Origin of the sequence: Pseudomonas juntendi, assembly GCF_009932375.1 — a bacterium.
Classification (GTDB): Bacteria; Pseudomonadota; Gammaproteobacteria; order Pseudomonadales; family Pseudomonadaceae; genus Aquipseudomonas; species Aquipseudomonas juntendi.
Genome location: NZ_BLJG01000130.1, coordinates 1 through 15,736 on the forward strand (window position 1 = coordinate 1; position 15,736 = coordinate 15,736).

Here is a 15,736-nt window from a genome sequence, read left to right on the forward strand (position 1 = left end):
GCGGCGTCCATCTGGGCAGCGACGGTGATCATGTTCTTCACGTAGGCGGCGTGACCTGGGCAGTCAACGTGAGCGTAGTGACGAATGTTCGAGTTGTACTCGACGTGAGCGGTGTTGATGGTGATACCGCGCGCTTTTTCTTCCGGAGCCGAGTCGATCTTGTCGAACTCAACGACTGCCGAACCGAAAACTTCGGAGCAGACGCGAGTCAGAGCTGCGGTCAGAGTGGTCTTACCGTGGTCAACGTGGCCGATGGTGCCGACGTTAACGTGGGGAAGGGAACGATCAAATTTTTCTTTAGCCACGACAGTGAACCTCTTGCCTAAAGGGGATTAGCCTTGTTTTTTAACGAGTGCTTCGACGATGTTCGACGGAGCTTCGGCGTATTTGGAGAATTCCATGGAGTAGCTTGCGCGACCCTGAGACATGGAACGAACGTCGGTTGCGTAACCGAACATTTCTCCGAGTGGTACCTCAGCAGTGATTACCTTGCCGGACACCGAGTCTTCATTACCCTGGATCATCCCACGACGACGGCTCAGGTCACCCATCACGTCACCCAGGTAATCTTCCGGGGTTACAACTTCGACCTTCATGATCGGCTCAAGCACCACGCCACCGCCCTTCTGGGCCAGTTGCTTGGTCGCCATCGAAGCGGCGATCTTGAACGCCATTTCGTTGGAGTCGACGTCGTGGTACGAACCGTCGAACACTGTAGCCTTCAGGCCGAGCAGCGGATAGCCGGCAACAACGCCGTTTTTCATCTGCTCTTCGATACCCTTCTGGATCGGGGCGATGAATTCCTTCGGAATCACACCACCAACGACTTCGTTGGTGAAGACCAGACCTTCGGTGATGTTGCCCTTCTCGTCGACGTCTGGCTCCGAGAAACGGATCCAGCAGTGACCGAACTGACCACGACCACCCGACTGACGAACGAACTTGCCTTCGATCTCGACGTTGGACTTGGTGATCTTCTCGCGGTACGAAACCTGCGGCTTGCCGACGTTGCACTCGACGTTGAATTCGCGCTTCATGCGGTCAACGAGGATGTCCAGGTGCAGCTCACCCATACCGGAGATGATGGTCTGGCCGGTTTCTTCGTCGGTCTTGACGCGGAACGACGGGTCTTCCTGGGCCAGCTTGCCCAGAGCGATACCCATCTTCTCCTGGTCAGCCTTGGTTTTCGGCTCTACGGAGAGCGAAATTACCGGCTCAGGGAAGTCCATACGCTCAAGGATGATCGGCTTGTCGAGGTTGCACAGGGTATCACCGGTGGTGACGTCCTTCATCCCGATCAGAGCAGCGATGTCACCTGCACGTACTTCCTTGATCTCTTCACGCTGGTTGGCGTGCATCTGCACCATACGGCCAACGCGCTCTTTCTTGCCCTTGACCGAGTTGATGACGGAGTCACCAGAGGTCAGGAAGCCCGAGTAAACGCGGACGAAGGTCAGGGTGCCCACGAACGGGTCGGTAGCGATCTTGAACGCCAGAGCCGAGAACGGCTCGTTGTCGTCAGCAGGACGCTCGTCGTACTGTTCTGGCTTGACTTCATCCTTCGGCACGTCGATCAGATCAGGGTGGATACCCTTGATCGCAGGGATCTCGGTTGGCGCAGGCAGGTAGTCAATGACGGCATCGAGAACCAGGGGAACGCCCTTGTTCTTGAACGAAGAACCGCAGACAGCAGGAACGATCTCGCTCGCCAGGGTACGGGCGCGCAGACCAGCCTTGATGTCTTCGACGGACAGGTCACCTTCTTCAAGGTACTTGTTCATCAGCTCTTCGTTGGCCTCGGCAGCAGCCTCGACCATGTTGCTGCGCCATTCGTTGGCCAGGTCCACCAGCTCGGCAGGAATTTCTTCCTCGCGGTAGGTGGTGCCTTTGTCGTCGTCGTTCCAGTAGATGGCCTTCATCTTGATCAGGTCAACCTGACCCTGGAAGTCATCTTCTGCACCGATGGCCAGCTGGACCGGAACCGGGGTGTGACCCAGACGGTTCTTGATCTGACCTACAACGCGCAGGAAGTTGGCACCGGCACGGTCCATCTTGTTCACGTATACGACACGTGGAACGCCGTACTTGTTGGCCTGACGCCATACGGTTTCGGACTGCGGCTCAACGCCGGAGGTACCGCAGAACACAACGACCGCGCCGTCGAGTACGCGCAGCGAACGCTCTACTTCAATGGTGAAGTCAACGTGGCCGGGGGTATCGATGACGTTTACGCGGTAGTTGTCGTACTGACCACGGGAACCTTTCCAGAAGGTGGTAACGGCAGCGGAGGTAATGGTGATACCGCGCTCCTGCTCCTGCACCATCCAGTCGGTGGTCGCGGCGCCGTCATGCACCTCGCCCATCTTGTGGCTCAGACCTGTGTAGAACAGGATCCGCTCGGTAGTGGTAGTCTTGCCCGCGTCAACGTGGGCACAGATACCGATGTTACGGTAGCGGTTAATTGCTGTAGTACGAGCCATAAAGCCCTCGCAAAATGATTGATGCTTGAATTAGAAGCGGTAGTGCGAGAACGCTTTGTTGGCTTCAGCCATACGGTGCACGTCTTCACGCTTCTTGACTGCAGCACCCTTGCCTTCAGCAGCATCCAGCAGTTCGCCGGCCAGACGCAGAGCCATCGACTTCTCGCCGCGCTTGCGGGCGTAGTCTACGAGCCAGCGCATTGCCAGAGCGTTACGACGGGATGGACGAACTTCAACCGGAACCTGGTAAGTAGCACCGCCTACACGGCGGGACTTGACTTCGACCAGCGGAGCGATGGCGTCGAGAGCTTTCTCGAAGATTTCCAGGGGGTCGCTGTTCTTGCGTGCTTTGACGGTATCCAGGGCACCGTAAACGATGCGCTCGGCTACGGCCTTCTTGCCGCTTTCCATCACGTGGTTCATGAACTTGGCGAGGATCTGGGATCCGTACTTCGGATCGTCAAGGATCTCACGTTTTGCTGCTACACGACGTCTTGGCATGATAAGCCCTCAAACGGTCTTCAGGTTAGCCCGGGACGCGGGTCTTCGACCCCTGCCCGACCTTACTCTTATCGACTCAAAAAAATGGATGTCTGCAAACGGCCGATTACTTCGGACGCTTGGTACCGTATTTCGAACGACCCTGGTTACGGCCTTTGACGCCCGAAGTATCCAGAGAGCCGCGAACGGTGTGGTAACGAACACCTGGCAAGTCTTTTACACGGCCGCCACGGATCAGGACGACGCTGTGCTCTTGCAGGTTGTGGCCTTCACCACCGATGTACGAGGAAACCTCGAAACCGTTGGTCAGACGCACACGGCATACTTTACGCAGTGCCGAGTTAGGTTTTTTCGGCGTGGTGGTGTACACACGGGTGCACACGCCACGACGTTGCGGGCAGTTCTGCAGCGCAGGAACGTCGGACTTCTCGACCGAACGCTTACGCGGCTGACGTACCAGCTGGTTGATAGTTGCCATCTACTAGCTCCACTGATTGTCTTGCGACTCTATTGTCTTGCAAGAAAGCCAAAAATTGGCGAGACGGAGCCTCACCAAATTTAAGGGTACAAAAGTCTAAAGAGGATCTTGCACCCAGTCAAGACAAGGCCCCGGCCCTCCTCGCCCGATCATCGGCAACATTTCATGTCGCCGATGCCCGTTCGAGGGTAGCCGGGGCCCCGCCCTGGACTTAGTTACCGCTGGAATTCAGCGCTTCGGTCAGTGCGGCTTCCACCTCACTGGCGCTGACACGCAACGGTTTGTCGGCATCACGGCGACGCTTGCGCTCGCTGTGGTAAGCCAGACCAGTACCGGCTGGGATCAAACGACCCACAACCACGTTCTCCTTCAGGCCGCGCAGGTAGTCGCGCTTGCCGGTTACCGCCGCTTCGGTCAGTACGCGGGTGGTTTCCTGGAAGGAAGCCGCGGAGATGAACGACTCGGTCGACAGCGAGGCCTTGGTGATACCCAGCAGCGCACGGGTGAACTTGGAGATGAACTTGTCCTCGCTGGCGAGACGCTCGTTCTCTACCAGTACCTGGGTCAGTTCCATCTGGTCGCCCTTGATGAAGCTGGAATCGCCCGACTCGGAGATCTCGACCTTGCGCAGCATCTGACGCAGGATGGTCTCGATGTGCTTGTCGTTGATCTTCACGCCTTGCAGACGGTAAACGTCCTGGATCTCGTTGACGATGTACTTCGCCAGCGCGCTGACACCCAGCAGACGCAGGATGTCGTGCGGATCGCTCGGGCCGTCGGAGATAACTTCACCGCGGTTTACCTGCTCACCTTCGAACACGTTCAGGTGGCGCCACTTCGGAATCAGCTCTTCGTACGGATCGCTACCGTCGGTCGGAGTGATCACCAGGCGACGCTTGCCCTTGGTCTCTTTACCGAATGCGATGGTGCCGCTGACTTCAGCCAGAATCGAGGCTTCTTTCGGACGACGCGCTTCGAACAGGTCGGCAACGCGCGGCAGACCACCGGTGATGTCACGGGTCTTCGACGTTTCTTGCGGGATACGCGCAATAACGTCACCAACACCGATCTGGGCACCGTCAGCCACACCCACGAGGGCGTTGGCCGGCAGGAAGTACTGGGCAGGTACGTCGGTACCTGGCAGGTACAGATCCTTGCCAGCGGCATCGACCATCTTGATTGCCGGACGGATTTCCTTGCCTGCGGCAGGGCGATCCTTCACGTCCAGTACTTCAATGTTGGTCAAGCCGGTCAGTTCATCGGTCTGACGCTTGATGGTGATGTTTTCTTCCATGCCCACGAAGGTCACGGTACCTTTCAGCTCGGTCACGATCGGGTGGGTGTGCGGGTCCCACTTGGCGACGATGGCGCCAGCTTCGACCTTTTCACCTTCCTTGACCGAAATCACTGCACCGTAAGGCAGCTTGTAGCGCTCACGCTCACGGCCGAATTCGTCGGCAATGGCCAACTCACCGGAACGCGATACGGCAACCAGGTTGCCGTCGGCACGCTCGACCTGCTTCAGGTTGTGCAGACGCACCATACCGCCGTTCTTCACCTGGACGCTGTCGGCAGCCGAAGTACGGCTTGCAGCACCACCGATGTGGAACGTACGCATGGTCAGCTGGGTACCCGGCTCACCGATCGACTGTGCAGCGATAACGCCGACAGCTTCACCGATGTTCACCTGGTGACCGCGAGCCAGGTCACGACCGTAGCACTTGGCGCAGATGCCGTAGCGGGTTTCGCAGCTGATCGGCGAACGCACGATCACTTCGTCGATGCTGTTCAGCTCGATGAACTCGACCCACTGCTCGTCGACCAGGGTACCGGCCGGAACGATCACGTCCTCGGTGCCTGGCTTGAACACGTCGCGGGCGATGACACGACCCAGTACACGCTCACCCAGCGGCTCTACAACGTCGCCGCCTTCGATGTGCGGAGTCATCAGCAGGCCTTGGTCGGTGCCGCAGTCGATCTCGGTAACCACCAGATCCTGGGCAACGTCCACCAGACGACGCGTCAGGTAACCCGAGTTCGCAGTCTTCAAGGCGGTATCCGCCAGACCCTTACGAGCACCGTGGGTCGAGATGAAGTACTGGAGTACGCTCAGACCTTCACGGAAGTTCGCGGTGATCGGCGTCTCGATGATCGAGCCGTCCGGCTTGGCCATCAGGCCACGCATACCAGCCAGCTGACGGATCTGTGCTGCGGAACCCCGCGCACCCGAGTCAGCCATCATGTACATCGAGTTGAAGGACTCTTGCTCGACTTCCTTGCCCTCGCGGTCGATGACCTTCTCTTTCGAGAGGTTGGCCATCATCGCCTTGGACACTTCGTCGTTCGCCTTGGACCACAAGTCGATGACCTTGTTGTACTTCTCGCCCTGGGTTACCAGGCCGGAGGCGTACTGGCTCTCGATTTCCTTCACTTCATCGGTAGCGTTACCGATGATGCGGGCTTTCTCTTCCGGGATAACGAAGTCGTTAACACCGATGGAAACACCGGAAATGGTCGAGTAGGCGAAACCGGTGTACATCAACTGGTCAGCGAAGATGACGGTCTCTTTCAGACCAACCACGCGGTAGCACTGGTTGATCAGCTTGGAGATCGCCTTTTTCTTCATTGGCTGGTTGACCACATCGTACGGCAGGCCTGCCGGTACAACCTGGAACAGCAGCGCACGGCCGACGGTGGTGTCGACGATACGGGTGTTCTTGACCACCGAGCCATCACGCTCTTTCACGGTTTCGTTGATACGAACCTTGATTTTCGCGTGCAGGGCAGCTTCGCCGGCGCGGAATACGCGGTCGACTTCCTGCAGGTCGGCGAATACGCGACCTTCGCCCTTGGCATTGATCGCCTCACGGGTCATGTAGTACAGACCCAGTACAACGTCCTGCGACGGAACGATGATTGGCTCACCGTTGGCTGGCGACAGAATGTTGTTGGTCGACATCATCAGCGCGCGCGCTTCGAGCTGGGCTTCCAGCGTCAGCGGCACGTGAACGGCCATCTGGTCACCGTCGAAGTCGGCGTTGTACGCGGCGCAGACCAGCGGGTGCAGCTGGATGGCTTTACCTTCGATCAGAACCGGTTCAAAGGCCTGGATACCCAGACGGTGCAGGGTTGGCGCACGGTTGAGCAGTACGGGGTGTTCGCGGATCACCTCGGCGAGAACGTCCCATACCTCTGGCAGCTCGCGCTCGACCATCTTCTTGGCAGCCTTGATGGTGGTCGCCAGACCACGCATTTCCAGCTTGCCGAAAATGAACGGCTTGAACAGCTCAAGGGCCATCTTCTTCGGCAGACCGCACTGGTGCAGACGCAGGGTCGGGCCTACGGTAATTACCGAACGGCCGGAGTAGTCCACACGCTTACCGAGCAAGTTCTGACGGAAGCGACCTTGCTTACCTTTGATCATGTCGGCCAGGGACTTCAGCGGACGCTTGTTCGAGCCAGTGATGGCGCGACCGCGACGGCCGTTGTCCAGCAGGGCGTCGACCGCCTCCTGCAGCATGCGCTTTTCGTTGCGCACGATGATGTCCGGCGCCGACAGATCCAGCAGGCGCTTCAGACGGTTGTTACGGTTGATCACCCGACGATACAGGTCGTTCAGGTCGGAGGTCGCGAAGCGGCCACCATCCAGCGGCACCAGCGGACGCAGGTCCGGCGGCAGTACTGGCAGAACGGTCAGCACCATCCACTCAGGCAGGTTGCCCGAGCCCTGGAAAGCTTCCATCAGCTTCAGGCGCTTGGACAGCTTCTTGATCTTGGTTTCCGAGTTGGTCTGCGGAATTTCTTCGCGCAGGCGGCCGATCTCGTGCTCCAGGTCGATAGCGTGCAGCAGTTCGCGGACAGCCTCGGCACCCATGCGGGCATCGAAGTCGTCACCGAACTCTTCCAGCGCTTCGAAGTACTGCTCGTCGTTCAGCAGCTGGCCCTTTTCCAGGGTGGTCATGCCCGGGTCGATAACGACGTAGCTCTCGAAGTAGAGCACGCGCTCGATGTCACGCAGGGTCATGTCCATCAGCAGGCCGATACGGGACGGCAGCGACTTCAGGAACCAGATGTGGGCGACCGGCGAGGCCAGCTCGATGTGCGCCATGCGCTCACGACGCACTTTGGCCAAGGCAACTTCAACGCCGCACTTCTCGCAGATTACGCCACGGTGCTTGAGGCGCTTGTACTTGCCGCACAGGCACTCGTAGTCCTTGACTGGGCCAAAGATCTTGGCGCAGAACAGGCCGTCACGCTCAGGCTTGAACGTACGGTAGTTGATGGTTTCCGGCTTCTTAACTTCACCGAACGACCACGAACGGATCATTTCAGGCGACGCCAGACCGATGCGGATGGCGTCGAACTCTTCGACTTGACCCTGGTTTTTCAGCAAATTCAGTAGGTCTTTCAAGGCCTTTCCTCCTGGCGGAGCAGGGAGCGGGCATTACCTGCCCCACTCCCCTTCGCGTCACGTGTTATTCGGTTTCCAGATCGATATCGATACCGAGGGAACGGATCTCTTTGATCAACACGTTGAAGGACTCGGGCATGCCCGGCTCCATACGGTGATCGCCATCCACGATGTTCTTGTACATCTTGGTACGGCCGTTCACGTCGTCCGACTTCACTGTGAGCATTTCTTGCAGGGTGTATGCCGCGCCGTATGCTTCCAGCGCCCACACTTCCATCTCCCCGAAACGCTGACCACCGAACTGCGCCTTACCACCCAGCGGCTGCTGGGTAACCAGGCTGTAGGAACCAGTGGAACGCGCGTGCATCTTGTCGTCCACCAAGTGGTTCAGCTTGAGCATGTACATGTAACCAACGGTCACCGGACGCTCGAACTTGTTGCCGGTACGGCCATCGAACAGCACCATCTGGCCGCTTTCTGGCAGGTCTGCCAGTTTCAGCATGGCCTTGATCTCGCGCTCCTTGGCACCATCGAAGACCGGAGTAGCCATAGGCACACCTTTCTTCAGGTTGTGCGCCAGGGCCAGGATCTCGGCGTCGGAGAACTCGTCGAGGTTTTCCTGACGACCACCGATCTCGTTGTAGACCTCGGTCAGGAATACACGCAGCTCAGCGGCTTTGCGCTGCTCTTCGAGCATGCGGTCGATCTTCTCGCCCAGGCCTTTGGCCGCAAGGCCCAGGTGGGTTTCGAGGATCTGACCAACGTTCATACGCGAAGGTACGCCCAGCGGGTTCAGTACGACGTCGACCGGAGTACCGTTGGCGTCGTGCGGCATGTCTTCAACCGGCATGATAACCGAGACAACACCTTTGTTACCGTGACGGCCGGCCATCTTGTCACCCGGCTGGATGCGACGGCGGATTGCCAGGTAAACCTTGACGATCTTCAGTACGCCTGGCGCCAGGTCATCGCCCTGCTGCAGCTTGCGCTTCTTGTCTTCGAACTTGTCGTCCAGCAGACGGCGACGGTCAACGATGTACTGCTGAGCCTTTTCCAGCTGCTCGTTCAGTGCATCTTCAGCCATGCGCAGCTTGAACCACTGGCCGTGCTCCAGACCGTCCAGTACTTCGTCGGAGATCACGGTGCCTTTCTTCAGGCCCGCGCCACCGTCGACCACTTGGCCGTTCAGGGCAGAACGCAGACGCTCGAAGGTTGCGCCTTCGACGATGCGGAACTCTTCGTTGAGGTCCTTGCGGATCTCGTCCAGCTGCATCTTCTCGATGGCCAGGGCGCGGCTGTCGCGCTCCACGCCATCACGGGTGAAGACCTGTACGTCGATGACAGTACCCTTGGTGCCGGTCGGCACGCGCAGGGAAGTGTCCTTAACGTCGCTGGCTTTTTCGCCGAAGATGGCGCGCAGCAGTTTTTCTTCCGGAGTCAGCTGGGTTTCGCCTTTTGGCGTAACTTTACCGACCAGGATGTCACCCGCGCCGACTTCCGCACCCACGTAGACGATACCGGCTTCGTCCAGCTTGTTCAGTGCGGCTTCACCCACGTTCGGGATGTCCGCAGTGATTTCCTCTGGGCCAAGCTTGGTATCACGCGCCACACAGGTCAGTTCCTGAATGTGGATCGTGGTGAAGCGGTCTTCCTGCACCACACGTTCGGACAGGCAGATGGAGTCTTCGAAGTTGAAGCCGTTCCACGCCATGAAGGCGATACGCATGTTCTGACCCAGTGCCAGCTCACCCATGTCGGTGGACGGGCCGTCGGCCATGATGTCGCTGCGCTGAACCTTGTCACCCTTGCTGACCAGCGGACGCTGGTTGATGCAGGTGTTCTGGTTGGAACGGGTGTACTTGGTCAGGTTGTAGATGTCCACACCGGCTTCACCGGTCTCGACTTCATCGTCATTGACGCGAACGACGATACGGCTGGCGTCGACCGAGTCGATCACGCCACCGCGGCGAGCAACCACGCAGACACCGGAGTCACGGGCAACGTTGCGCTCCATGCCGGTACCTACCAGCGGCTTGTCGGCACGCAGGGTCGGTACAGCCTGACGCTGCATGTTCGAACCCATCAGTGCACGGTTGGCGTCGTCGTGCTCGAGGAACGGGATCAGCGAGGCAGCGACGGAAACAACCTGCTTCGGCGAAACGTCCATCAGGGTGACGTCTTCCGGCGCCTTGACGGTGAACTCGTTCAGGTGACGGACCGCTACCAGCTCATCGATCAGCTGCTTCTTGTCGTTCATCGCGGCCGAAGCCTGGGCGATAACGTGATCGGCTTCTTCAATGGCCGACAGGAACACGATGTCGTCGCTGACCACACCTTCTTTCACCACGCGGTATGGGCTTTCCAGGAAGCCGTACTGGTTGGTGCGGGCATAGGCTGCCAGGGAGTTGATCAGACCGATGTTCGGACCTTCAGGGGTCTCGATCGGGCACACACGGCCGTAGTGGGTCGGGTGCACGTCACGGACTTCAAAGCCAGCACGCTCACGGGTCAGACCGCCAGGGCCGAGTGCAGAGACGCGGCGCTTGTGGGTGATCTCGGAGAGCGGGTTGTTCTGGTCCATGAACTGGGACAGCTGGCTGGAACCGAAGAACTCTTTCACCGCCGCCGCAACCGGCTTGGCGTTGATCAGGTCTTGCGGCATCAGGCCTTCGCTTTCCGCCATCGACAGACGTTCCTTGACCGCGCGCTCTACACGCACCAGGCCAACGCGGAACTGGTTCTCGGCCATCTCGCCGACGCAACGAACGCGACGGTTACCCAGGTGGTCGATGTCGTCGACAATGCCTTTGCCGTTACGGATATCGACCAGGGTTTTCAGGACCTCGACGATATCTTCCTTGCTCAGCACGCCCGAACCCTCGATCTCGGTACGACCGATACGACGGTTGAACTTCATGCGGCCAACGGCGGACAGGTCGTAACGCTCGGCGCTGAAGAACAGGTTGTTGAACAGGGTCTCGGCGGCGTCCTTGGTCGGCGGCTCGCCTGGACGCATCATGCGGTAGATTTCGACCAGGGCTTCCAGCTGGTTGCTGGTGGTGTCGATCTTCAGCGTGTCGGAGATGAACGGACCGCAGTCGATGTCGTTGGTGTACAGGGTCTCGATACGGACAACCTGCGCCTTGGCGACCTTGATCAGCAGCTCGGTGGTCATCTCGGTGTTGCACTCGGCGAGGATCTCACCGGTAGCCGGATGCACGATAGCCTTGGCGGTGGTGCGGCCCAGGACGTATTCCATAGGAACGTCCAGCTGCTTGACGCCGGCTTTCTCGATCTGGTTGATGTGGCGCGCGGTAATACGGCGGCCTTGCTCGACGATGACTTTGCCGGTTTCGTCATGGATGTCCATGACAGCAACTTCACCACGCAGACGCTGTGGCACCAGTTCCAGGCTGAGTTTTTCGCCGGAAATGTGGAACACGTTGGTGGTGTAGAAGGTGTTCAGCACTTCTTCAGTGCTGTAGCCCAGGGCACGCAGCAGCACCGAGGCCGGCAGTTTGCGGCGACGGTCGATACGCACGAACACGCAGTCCTTCGGGTCGAACTCGAAGTCCAGCCAGGAGCCGCGGTAAGGGATGATGCGAGCGGAGTACAGCAGCTTGCCGGAGCTGTGGGTCTTGCCACGGTCGTGGTCGAAGAACACACCAGGCGAACGGTGCAGCTGGGAAACGATCACACGCTCGGTACCGTTGATTACGAAGGTACCGTTTTCAGTCATCAGGGGGATTTCACCCATGTAGACTTCTTGCTCTTTGATGTCCTTGATCGCTTTGTTCGACGATTCCTTGTCGAAGATGATCAGGCGCACCTTGACCCGCAGTGGTACCGCGAAGGTCACACCACGCAGGACACATTCCTTCACATCGAAGGCGGGTTCGCCCAGGCGATAGCCTACGTACTCCAGGGCAGCATTGCCGGAGTAGCTGATGATCGGGAATACCGATTTGAAGGCCGCGTGCAGGCCGACGTCGCGGAAGTTATCCTTGGATGCTCCCGCTTGCAGGAATTCGCGATACGAATCCAGCTGGATGGCCAGGAGGTAAGGCACATCCATGACGTCCGGCAACTTGCTAAAGTCCTTGCGGATACGTTTTTTCTCAGTGTATGAGTAAGCCATCAGCGTTCCCCAGCTTGGTCACCTGCTTGTTTGGCTTCTCCCGGCGGGAGCAGCCAGAAAATCGTGCAAACCCCTTGGTTTGCGCCACCCACATGGGTGTCTTGCAGCTTGTTATCGGGGCCGGCATGACCGGCCACCAATAACGGAAAAAGGCCGGTGGCATAAGCCACCAGCCATCAGCCTTTTGCTCAACGCTCAGGCTGGCATCGCAAGGTCGAGATTACTTCAGCTCGACTTTAGCGCCTGCTTCTTCCAGCTTCTTCTTAGCGTCTTCAGCGGCTTCTTTCGAAACGCCTTCAGCTACAACCTGAGGAGCGCCATCGACTTTCTCTTTGGCTTCTTTCAGGCCCAGACCGGTCAGCTCACGAACGGCTTTGATCACGTTCACTTTCTTGTCGCCGGCTTCAACCAGAACAACGTTGAACTCGGTCTGCTCTTCAACAACGGCAGCAGCAGCAGCTGGGCCAGCAGCGGCAACAGCAGCGGTAACGCCGAAGGTTTCTTCCATTGCTTTGATCAGCTCAACAACTTCCAGAACGGTTTTCTGGCCGATTGCTTCGATGATTTGTTCGTTAGTCAGGGACATGACTTAAATCCTGTATTGGGGTGACAGCCTACGCAGCCATCAAATTAAACGTATGATTTTGAAAGAATTCGCACGCCTTAGGCGGCGGTAGCTTCTTTCTGGTCGCGAATGGCTGCCAGAGTACGAGCCAGCTTGCTGGTGGCGCCTTGAATAACGCTCATCAGTTTCGCAATAGCTTCGTCGCGGGTCGGCAGGGTAGCCAACACGTCGATCTGGTTCGCTGCAATGAAATTGCCGTCAAACGCAGCTGCCTTGATCTCGAACTTGTCCTGACCCTTGGCGAACTCTTTGAACAGACGAGCAGCAGCGCCCGGGTGTTCGTTGGAGAAAGCAATCAGGGTCGGGCCTTTGAACGCGTCGTTGAGGATCGAAAATTCGGTGCCTTCAACAGCGCGCTTGAGCAGGGTGTTACGTACGACACGTACATAAACGCCAGCTTCGCGGGCCTCTTTACGGAGTCCGGTCATTGCGCCTACAGTCACACCACGGGCATCAGCCACGACAGCGGACAGAGCGACTTTGGCAGCCTCGTTGACTTCAGCGACGATGGCCTTCTTGTCTTCGAGTTTAATTGCCACGGGTTTACTCCTGGTTTTTACCGTTTCATCTGGCCGAAGCCTGATGTCGTTTTGGTGTCTGATTCGGTAACGAATCGGGAGCACCATCTGCGTGGGCTGGGTTTTTAAGGCTTGCGCCGCCTACGGTCTTGGATAGCCCCCGCCAGGCAGGGACCCCAATTTTTGCTGGTAGCGCGACATGTCGCACCACCATGTTCTTACACGTTCAGCGAGCTCTGATCGATGACCAGACCTGGGCCCATGGTGGTGCTCAGGGTAACGCGCTTAACGTAGATACCTTTCGAAGAAGCTGGCTTGATACGCTTCAGGTCAGCGATCAGGGCTTCAACGTTTTCCTTCAGCTTGCCAGCTTCAAAGCCGACCTTGCCAACGGAGGTGTGGATGATACCGTTCTTGTCGGTACGGTAGCGAACCTGACCAGCCTTGGCGTTTTTCACGGCAGTGGCTACGTCTGGAGTCACGGTACCAACTTTCGGGTTAGGCATCAGGCCGCGAGGACCCAGAACCTGACCCAGCTGACCTACAACGCGCATGGCATCAGGCGATGCGATGACGACGTCATAGTTCAGGTCGCCGCCTTTCATTTCGGCAGCCAGATCGTCCATACCTACGCGGTCAGCGCCTGCAGCCAGAGCAGCTTCAGCAGCTGGGCCCTGGGTGAAAACGGCAACGCGAACGGTCTTGCCAGTGCCGTGCGGCAGCACAGTAGCGCTACGTACGACCTGGTCAGATTTACGCGGGTCAACACCGAGGTTTACGGCGATGTCGTAGGACTCGACGAACTTGGCAGCAGGCAGCGAGGCCAGCAGAGTTGCCGCTTCTTCGAAGTTGTAGGCCTTGCCTGCTTCGATTTTCTCGGCGATTGCCTTTTGGCGTTTGGTCAGCTTAGCCATTACACACCCTCCACGTTCAGGCCCATGCTGCGGGCAGAGCCAGCGATGGTGCGTACAGCAGCGTCCAGGTCAGCGGCAGTCAGGTCAGCCTGTTTGGCTTTCGCGATGTCTTCCAGCTGAGCACGGGTAACGGTACCGACTTTAACGGTGTTCGGGCGAGCCGAACCACTGGTCAGGCCAGCAGCTTTCTTCAGCAGAACCGAGGCAGGGGTGCTCTTGGTCTCGAAGGTGAAGCTACGGTCGCTGTAGACAGTGATGATCACTGGAGTCGGCAGGCCGGCTTCTTGACCCTGGGTACGGGCGTTGAAGGCCTTGCAGAATTCCATGATGTTCACACCATGTTGACCCAGTGCTGGACCAACGGGTGGGCTTGGGTTGGCCTGGCCGGCCTTAACTTGCAGCTTGATGTAAGCCTGAATCTTCTTAGCCATGAGCTACTCCAAAATCGGGTACGAACGCCTGATGGCTCCCCGGATGACTTGCGTTTTATCCCAGTGACGACAAAACCCCGCAGCACACAGGGCTGCGGGGTATGGGATGCTTTGTCCGCCTAGACCTTTTCGACCTGGCTGAACTCGAGCTCCACCGGAGTAGAGCGACCGAAAATGAGCACTGCAACCTGCAGGCGGCTCTTTTCGTAGTTAACCTCTTCGACACTGCCATTGAAGTCAGCGAACGGACCGTCAATGACACGAACCACTTCACCTGGCTCGAACAGCGTCTTCGGCTTCGGCTTGTCGCTACCGTCGGCCACGCGACGCAGGATAGCCTCGGCTTCTTTATCAGTGATCGGCGCAGGCTTGTCTGCAGTACCACCAATAAAGCCCATCACACGAGGGGTGTCCTTGACCAAGTGCCAAGTCCCTTCGTTCATCTCCATCTGGACCAGTACATAGCCAGGGAAGAATTTGCGCTCACTTTTGCGCTTCTGGCCGTTACGCATTTCGACGACTTCTTCGGTCGGAACCAAGATCTCGCCGAAACCGTCTTCCATGCCAGCCAGCTTGACGCGCTCAATCAGGGAGCGCATTACATGCTTCTCGTAACCCGAGTAAGCATGCACAACATACCAACGCTTAGCCACGGGACACCTTTAGCCAACGATCAGGGAGACCGCCCAGCCGAGCAGGGAGTCGAGCCCCCACAGCAGCAGTGCCATAACCAGCACAACAGCCACGACAATCAGCGTGGTCTGGGTGGTTTCCTGGCGGGTCGGCCACACGACTTTACGAATCTCGGCACGAGCTTCCTTCGCCAACGTAAAGAACGACTTGCCCTTCGCAGTCTGCAGAGCTACAAAGCCCGCGACAGCAGCCAGGACGAGAAGTGCGAGAACGCGATACAGGATTGGGGAGGCGGAGTAATACTGGTTACCCACTACGCCAACAACCACCAAAGCCACTACAGCCAGCCACTTGAACAGATCAAAACGCGATTCTTGGGCTTCAGTTTTGGGGGTCATCGAGGAGGATCCTGTAAGAAGAAAGCCATCACACCGAGGTGAAATGGCAGGTCAGGAGGGAATCGAACCCCCAACCTACGGTTTTGGAGACCGTCGCTCTGCCAATTGAGCTACTGACCTGTAACGCTGTATCAGGCCGGCCATTATACCGGCCTGATCAAGTAAATCAACTACTTATTCAATAATTTTTGCTACGACGCCGGCGCCGA

Annotated in this window: 12 protein-coding genes and 1 tRNA gene; all 13 read right to left on the reverse strand. The window is 58.0% G+C overall.

Translation table 11 applies throughout. From position 1 onward, the window contains the following. A partial coding sequence (locus GYA94_RS17750) for a GTP-binding protein (protein ID WP_255326948.1) occupies positions 1 to 305 on the reverse strand: 305 nt, incomplete at its 3' end. A 27-nt stretch (positions 306 to 332) separates the two neighbouring features. Then, positions 333 to 2,480: an elongation factor G gene (fusA, locus tag GYA94_RS17755; protein WP_054913551.1), complete on the reverse strand. Its 2,148-nt coding sequence runs from the start codon at positions 2,478 to 2,480 to the stop codon at positions 333 to 335. 30 nt (positions 2,481 to 2,510) lie between these two features. After that, positions 2,511 to 2,981: a 30S ribosomal protein S7 gene (gene rpsG / locus GYA94_RS17760; protein ID WP_003246741.1), complete on the reverse strand. Its 471-nt coding sequence runs from the start codon at positions 2,979 to 2,981 to the stop codon at positions 2,511 to 2,513. A gap of 106 nt (positions 2,982 to 3,087) precedes the next feature. After that, positions 3,088 to 3,459, reverse strand: a complete 372-nt coding sequence (gene rpsL / locus GYA94_RS17765) for a 30S ribosomal protein S12 (protein ID WP_003255492.1) — start codon at positions 3,457 to 3,459, stop codon at positions 3,088 to 3,090. Positions 3,460 to 3,670: 211 nt separating this feature from the next. Continuing rightward, positions 3,671 to 7,870, reverse strand: a complete 4,200-nt coding sequence (gene rpoC, locus GYA94_RS17770) for a DNA-directed RNA polymerase subunit beta' (RefSeq protein WP_161892794.1) — start codon at positions 7,868 to 7,870, stop codon at positions 3,671 to 3,673. Positions 7,871 to 7,934: 64 nt separating this feature from the next. Next, positions 7,935 to 12,008: a DNA-directed RNA polymerase subunit beta gene (gene rpoB, locus GYA94_RS17775; RefSeq protein ID WP_009681246.1), complete on the reverse strand. Its 4,074-nt coding sequence runs from the start codon at positions 12,006 to 12,008 to the stop codon at positions 7,935 to 7,937. A gap of 220 nt (positions 12,009 to 12,228) precedes the next feature. Beyond that, a complete protein-coding gene (gene rplL, locus GYA94_RS17780; protein ID WP_003255496.1) occupies positions 12,229 to 12,594 on the reverse strand; it encodes a 50S ribosomal protein L7/L12 in 366 nt (121 codons plus the stop codon). A gap of 77 nt (positions 12,595 to 12,671) precedes the next feature. Then, a complete protein-coding gene (gene rplJ / locus GYA94_RS17785; RefSeq protein ID WP_009681245.1) occupies positions 12,672 to 13,172 on the reverse strand; it encodes a 50S ribosomal protein L10 in 501 nt (166 codons plus the stop codon). 197 nt (positions 13,173 to 13,369) lie between these two features. Next, the gene (gene rplA, locus GYA94_RS17790; RefSeq protein ID WP_009681244.1) at positions 13,370 to 14,065 is read right to left on the reverse strand and encodes a 50S ribosomal protein L1; all 696 of its coding nucleotides are present in this window, start codon (positions 14,063 to 14,065) and stop codon (positions 13,370 to 13,372) included. Continuing rightward, positions 14,065 to 14,496, reverse strand: a complete 432-nt coding sequence (rplK, locus tag GYA94_RS17795) for a 50S ribosomal protein L11 (RefSeq protein WP_003255500.1) — start codon at positions 14,494 to 14,496, stop codon at positions 14,065 to 14,067. The genes rplA and rplK overlap by 1 nt, the downstream gene beginning before the upstream one ends. A 119-nt stretch (positions 14,497 to 14,615) precedes the next feature. Continuing rightward, complete coding sequence (gene nusG, locus GYA94_RS17800) at positions 14,616 to 15,149, reverse strand: transcription termination/antitermination protein NusG (protein ID WP_003255501.1); 534 nt, start codon at positions 15,147 to 15,149, stop codon at positions 14,616 to 14,618. A gap of 9 nt (positions 15,150 to 15,158) precedes the next feature. Next, positions 15,159 to 15,527: a preprotein translocase subunit SecE gene (secE, locus tag GYA94_RS17805; RefSeq protein WP_009681243.1), complete on the reverse strand. Its 369-nt coding sequence runs from the start codon at positions 15,525 to 15,527 to the stop codon at positions 15,159 to 15,161. Between the two features lie 44 nt (positions 15,528 to 15,571). Further along, a tRNA-Trp gene (locus GYA94_RS17810) sits at positions 15,572 to 15,647 on the reverse strand. Between the last annotated feature and the right edge of the window lie 89 nt (positions 15,648 to 15,736).